The organism is Paraglaciecola arctica (assembly GCF_018861065.1).
Taxonomy (GTDB): domain Bacteria; phylum Pseudomonadota; class Gammaproteobacteria; order Enterobacterales; family Alteromonadaceae; genus Paraglaciecola; species Paraglaciecola arctica_B.
This window is the reverse complement of sequence record NZ_JAHKQO010000041.1, coordinates 1-5,074: the sequence shown is the minus strand read 5'-3', so window position 1 is coordinate 5,074 and position 5,074 is coordinate 1. Positions and strand designations below refer to the sequence as shown.

At 37.7% G+C, this 5,074-nt stretch carries 8 protein-coding genes; all 8 read right to left on the bottom strand.

Annotated features, from left to right (window positions below; translation table 11 throughout):
* Window positions 1-388: 388 nt before the first annotated feature.
* The 8 genes from KO534_RS18675 to KO534_RS18640 all read right to left on the bottom strand — a co-directional run bounded on the left by KO534_RS18675 (window position 389) and on the right by KO534_RS18640 (window position 5,036).
* The gene (locus KO534_RS18675) at window positions 389-541 is read right to left on the bottom strand and encodes a hypothetical protein (RefSeq protein WP_215932027.1); all 153 of its coding nucleotides are present in this window, start codon (window positions 539-541) and stop codon (window positions 389-391) included.
* 541 nt (window positions 542-1,082) lie between these two features.
* On the bottom strand, window positions 1,083-1,763 hold the full coding sequence (locus KO534_RS18670) for a hypothetical protein (RefSeq protein WP_215932025.1): 681 nt from the start codon (window positions 1,761-1,763) through the stop codon (window positions 1,083-1,085).
* Between the two features lie 128 nt (window positions 1,764-1,891).
* Window positions 1,892-2,326, bottom strand: coding sequence for a hypothetical protein (locus tag KO534_RS18665; protein ID WP_215932023.1), 435 nt, complete (start codon window positions 2,324-2,326; stop codon window positions 1,892-1,894).
* A 101-nt stretch (window positions 2,327-2,427) separates the two neighbouring features.
* On the bottom strand, window positions 2,428-2,628 hold the full coding sequence (locus KO534_RS18660) for a hypothetical protein (RefSeq protein ID WP_215932021.1): 201 nt from the start codon (window positions 2,626-2,628) through the stop codon (window positions 2,428-2,430).
* A 498-nt stretch (window positions 2,629-3,126) separates the two neighbouring features.
* Window positions 3,127-3,456: a hypothetical protein gene (locus KO534_RS18655; RefSeq protein ID WP_215932019.1), complete on the bottom strand. Its 330-nt coding sequence runs from the start codon at window positions 3,454-3,456 to the stop codon at window positions 3,127-3,129.
* 114 nt (window positions 3,457-3,570) lie between these two features.
* Window positions 3,571-3,927 carry a hypothetical protein gene (locus tag KO534_RS18650; protein ID WP_215932017.1) on the bottom strand — a complete coding sequence of 119 codons (357 nt, stop codon included), beginning with the start codon at window positions 3,925-3,927 and terminating at the stop codon, window positions 3,571-3,573.
* A 104-nt stretch (window positions 3,928-4,031) separates the two neighbouring features.
* On the bottom strand, window positions 4,032-4,310 hold the full coding sequence (locus tag KO534_RS18645; RefSeq protein WP_215932015.1) for a hypothetical protein: 279 nt from the start codon (window positions 4,308-4,310) through the stop codon (window positions 4,032-4,034).
* Window positions 4,311-4,388: 78 nt separating this feature from the next.
* Window positions 4,389-5,036 carry a hypothetical protein gene (locus KO534_RS18640; protein WP_215932013.1) on the bottom strand — a complete coding sequence of 216 codons (648 nt, stop codon included), beginning with the start codon at window positions 5,034-5,036 and terminating at the stop codon, window positions 4,389-4,391.
* Window positions 5,037-5,074: the final 38 nt, after the last annotated feature.

Below are 5,074 nucleotides of genomic sequence, written 5' to 3'. Positions count from 1 at the left end.
TAACGCCTCAAAGCACAGGCGCGTGCTTTTTGCGCGTCTGTGTGACTTTGTTTGTTAGCTGCCGCATTGCGTGCTGTTGTTTGAATTAATTGATGAACTAACAAACTGTGACTGCCTTGTGTAAATGTATGTGCTGCATTATCCGTTGCCTTAACTTTGTCAGTGTTTGATGATTTATATTGCCAGAACTAATTGATTACGTGAACTACTTTTACCGACTGAACAGAGCTAAAAAGCCACCCGCTTTGCACACCACTTTTAGGTAACCAAATGAAAATAGTTTTGGCATGCTAACGCCCCAATATGCCGACGAAACGAGCGCAGCGAGTTGAGGTCGGAATAATTGGTTTGTTATATTGCGACTGACCTATGAAGTAAAGGGTGGGCATCAACTTGACTTAAAGTCCTGATTTAGAACATCAAGTTCCTTAAGCCTTTTTTCAAGTTTATCAATTTTGGACATTGAAATAATCCCAAAAACAAAGCCTATTACTCCCATGGACATACCTGTGATTCCAAATATAAAACCGAAAGTTTCCATGTCTTTATCTCCTCTTAAGATTGACTCAAGTTTCTATAGTAAACTTCAAAATACCTTTAGCAATATAACGATTTGCATATGGGGATTTTAGGAGCGCTTTTCCAGCGAGTAAAATTCCCACCATGATGTTTTTGTTATATGCGTTCAAATGACTACCTTATTATTTAAATTTAAAACTAACTGGCTTTACGTTTGAGTATGAATAAGTAAATAGTAGAACCCAACAAAATAGCTAGTAATGCTAGCCCTAGCCAGAAGGAAAGCAAATAATAAAAGACTGTCGCGCCTCCATATTGGAGTGTAAATATGCCGCAGTCATAGCCACACGTTTCCATCCGAAAATACGACCACAGAAACACTACAAAACAAAAAACGAAGGCAACTAAGGCTAACTTTCTGAGCTTTATAATGTTCATTTAAAGTTACTAAATCCTTTTAAGCATATAACGCCCGGCTCACCGAGCAAATTTTTGTGGCGGCTTTTTTGGAACAAAAAAGGTGACGCTAAAATTTGTCCGGTGCAACCGCTTGTTCTATTGTGTTACTCACAAAGGTAGGTCACCTCTACCTGATCACCGCAGAAGAATGCAGAGTCATCTTTCTTTGAAAACTCGATACCTTTTTCTGTGGTGATAACCAATTTTTGTGAATCTTGCCACTCTGCGCCAACTTGCGAACCCTCCTTACTGAAGTAGAAAACTGAACCCCCACCAGAACCCCACATCATTAGCGCAGACGTATGGATATATTTACCATCACTAAACTCTTCTGTAACCGTAAAGACTTTCTGGTTATCAGGTGCAGCAAGTTCAACTAATTTGTTGGCGCGAAAATCATGTTTTGGCTTCTTACGTCTTTTCTTCGTTTTCTTTTCGGATGATATTTCCTCAAGAAACGAATCTAGGGCGATTTTTCGATTTTTTATATCGTCTTTGGAAGCCCCTAGCTCCTCCCAAAGCTTTAAATCACTTCCACTAGTTATGATAGAACGGACTTTTTCATACACGCTCTGATCTAGACTCTTTGTCTCCCATTGAGCTTGAGCTAGGGCAAACCAAGAGTTATTTGAATCTTCGTGGTCTTCGAAGTATTCTGAAAACGATTCCTTAACTTCTGAGCTAGCGTACTTTGGACTCGCGCCATTGTTATAGATGTCAAAAAAACCATCGTAAATATCAGCATACGAATCACTATCTTCGACATTTACACCCCATACCCCCACTACGATTTATCTCCGAGTTTCATTAGCAATAGAACGCCGCCAGCAACTGCCGGAGTGAGATGGCTGCTTTTTTGCGTGTTTTTTGCAAAAAAGAAGACAGCTTACGGAGGTCAGATTGACTGGCTTTGTTATAAGCTGGGCCATTGCGGTACCTCGTTGTTATCGTAGAGAACACCAAAGTTAATGTTTTCAAGACGGTCAAATTGAAACTGTAACTCTACCCACTTCTCGTAATACGATATAGATAGAAATGAACCGTAATCCTCTATTTCAGGCTCCAATTTTAGTAAGTCTGAAACAAATTTCAAAACTTCATTTTTCGATAATCCAATTAGACTGCGCCCACCCCATAAAACATCTGGGTTATGAACTTCAATCCATCCCAGTCGGTCGTTATTTTCTGGCTCGAACGAAAGTTCCATACGCAAACGATTAAACTGCAACCTTTTACAGTTCTCGTCTGTAACGTAGGTTTTATCCGCTTTACCGAGTAGCCGGAATATTTCTGGCTCGGTCATTCCAAAACGTATTAAGTCAGTACCGATTCCTGGAAAAATTTCCATCTAGGTATTCCTGTATGCCTTATAACGCCCCAAGCAGGGGATTTTATGAGTGTTTTTCAACGAGTAAAATTCCCGCTGACTTGGTTTGTTATGTGTATAGATCATAAGTGTTCACTGTCTTTTGGCAGCCATAAGCTTGCCCACTTTTTCAAACCGAACTCACCAATAATTAGAAGAATAATAATGGCAGCTAATAGTACCCATATAGAATATCCAAGCAGGTCTATCGCAATACCAAATATAATTGCAGGAGTTACAATAAAAAGCAGCCAGTACGAAGGAGTAATGAGCTTTTCATTCATCTAATTAGTTCCTCCATTCAACGGATGTTGGTTTACACATAACGCTTTGCATATGGGGATTTTAGGAGCGCTTTTTCAGCGAGTAAAATTCCCACCATGATGCACTTGTTAGCTAGCATTACCCTTACCCCGATTGATAACTAAAACGTAGACACTGTAAAAGTAACTTAAGGGCCAAATAAAGGCGATAATTACACTTAAAAATTTACTCTTATTTTTGAAGCTATGAATAATTGAACAGACCCACAAATAGAATAGTGAAAACAATGAAATTGTAAGAAGTAGCGTTTCCCAGATGTACATTTCCTCACTATCCAAACCAGAATCTACCACACGGATATCTCCAAGGTATCTCAATAAAACTAAGTACACCCACATAGACAGACTAAGTAGTATAAGTAGAGATAGAGGTTTGGGATTTACGAAAAATTTCATCATGCTCGCTAACGCTTCGAATATGCGGCGCGCGCTGTTTGCGCGTCGGCCATGATTTGTTTGTTAGCCGTGTTCAATTGGTACTAACTTTTCAACCTGCTCTAACTCTGTAGGACAGCTACTTTTAACCAATTGATACAACTTAGGAAAATCAATATCAATGTCAATATTTTCGATAGGTTTACTATCATTATTGATGTTCTTCATTACAGCCAATAAGAGAATTTGTTGTGAACCAACTCCCTTATACTTCTCTACATCGAGAGGCACATTTTTAATGCAGTCCATTAGATTTTTAAAACCAGTCTCTGCAATCTCCTTTTCGGATGCTTTTAAAGTATTTGAAAATGACAAAGTAGCAATCGATAGAAAAACTAAACTTTTAATTAACATGAAAATTCCTTTGTGAACGCCAACTATCCAAAACAGGCTAACGCTTTGAATATGGGGATTTTAGGAGCGCTTTACAGCGAGTAAAATTCCCTGTGAGTTTACGAACGACATAATTCATTTGTTAGGTGAATGACCATAGACAGCTTCACAGTGTTCGCATAAAACAGTTGGTGGCAAGTCTTTTAAAAACCAGAACACCCAGCTTCTGTTTTTATTAATGTGATTAATGTTAGTTATAACAACAAGCAGTTTATTACAATTTTGACATTTAATTGTTAAACCCAAAATAACTGCTGCAACCATAAATGCTAACCACACGGTAAATGGTAAAACGAAATACCAACTTGTTAACAAGGCGGCAGATAGCCATAAAATCAGAGGAAACAAGACAAATACAATATAACCACTGATAACGCCAATGCTCAAACAAACCATATACAAGTGTAGTTTTCTAAAGCCTTTTTCAAACACTCGTATTCACCTAACGCTTTTTATAAATGGCGCGCGTTTTTTGCGCGTCCAGTGAAGGCCGTTTTTTGGCCGCAACGAAATTTAATAAATTTGTTATGTGTTTATTACACCAAGCCAAATTTATTTAAGAAATACAGGGTGCTAAAGCCAATGAACAAGCCAGTAAAACCAGATATTATCATTTTGCGAACATAATACCTCTGCGGCATATAGCAACGTTTTAGAATAATATTAGGTACTTGAAGAATTTCTAGGTTTGTATGATCACCTTCAAGTGTCCAGTTTTCATTAACGGAACTTGGTGCCATTAAAATACCTGCAAGTAGCGCAGCAAAAGACAAAAACATTAAACTAAGTAGCAAGATTAAAATGTTGCACTCCATTTTCTAAACACATAACGCTTAATATAACTGGAAAATACGAGCGCTTTACAGCGAGTAGTTTTCCTGTTGATGTTTTTGTTAGGTGCGACTCTCACCATATTTTATATCGAAAAACATTACCCAACGCTTGATAAAGTGGATGACGGCATACGCATCTACAGGATAATGTATTGAGTAACTTTTACAGTATCCTTCATGGGCTATTTCATTCCTTACCTGAGATAATATCGTTAAACCGTTCCATTCGTCCCTAGGATGAAACCAAGACTCTTCATAAGTCGATATATCATTATGATTAAATGAGGCTAAATTAATCCCTAAAAAGGTTTTGTAATGCTTCTTAATCCAGTCGAGACTCCGGAAAGAAATATTTTTCAAAATAGCTTCTGACATCGTTTCATCATTCAATTTAAGTTTGAGTTGAATGATGAAAAAGTTAGTTAAATAGTTTTCTATGGCTGTGTAGCATGACTGAACTACATGTTGGCATACGCCAGAAACATACTCATCTTTTTCAAATAAATTTTGTTCATCCTTTGAAAGGAAAAAATGTTTTGAATGGATAAGGTGGCTAGAACCTGATTTAGCAATTACTTCCTTTGCAGTTTTAATTTCTTCATCTGTTCCCCTCAAATCATCTATTTTTAACAAAGCGTAGACGTCAGCTGCTCTCAATAAATTCATCAAAGAGTCTTGATGTTTGTTAAATATTTGTTCTGGATTCAATGTCAGCTCCACAAGCACCTAACGCCTCAAAGCACAGG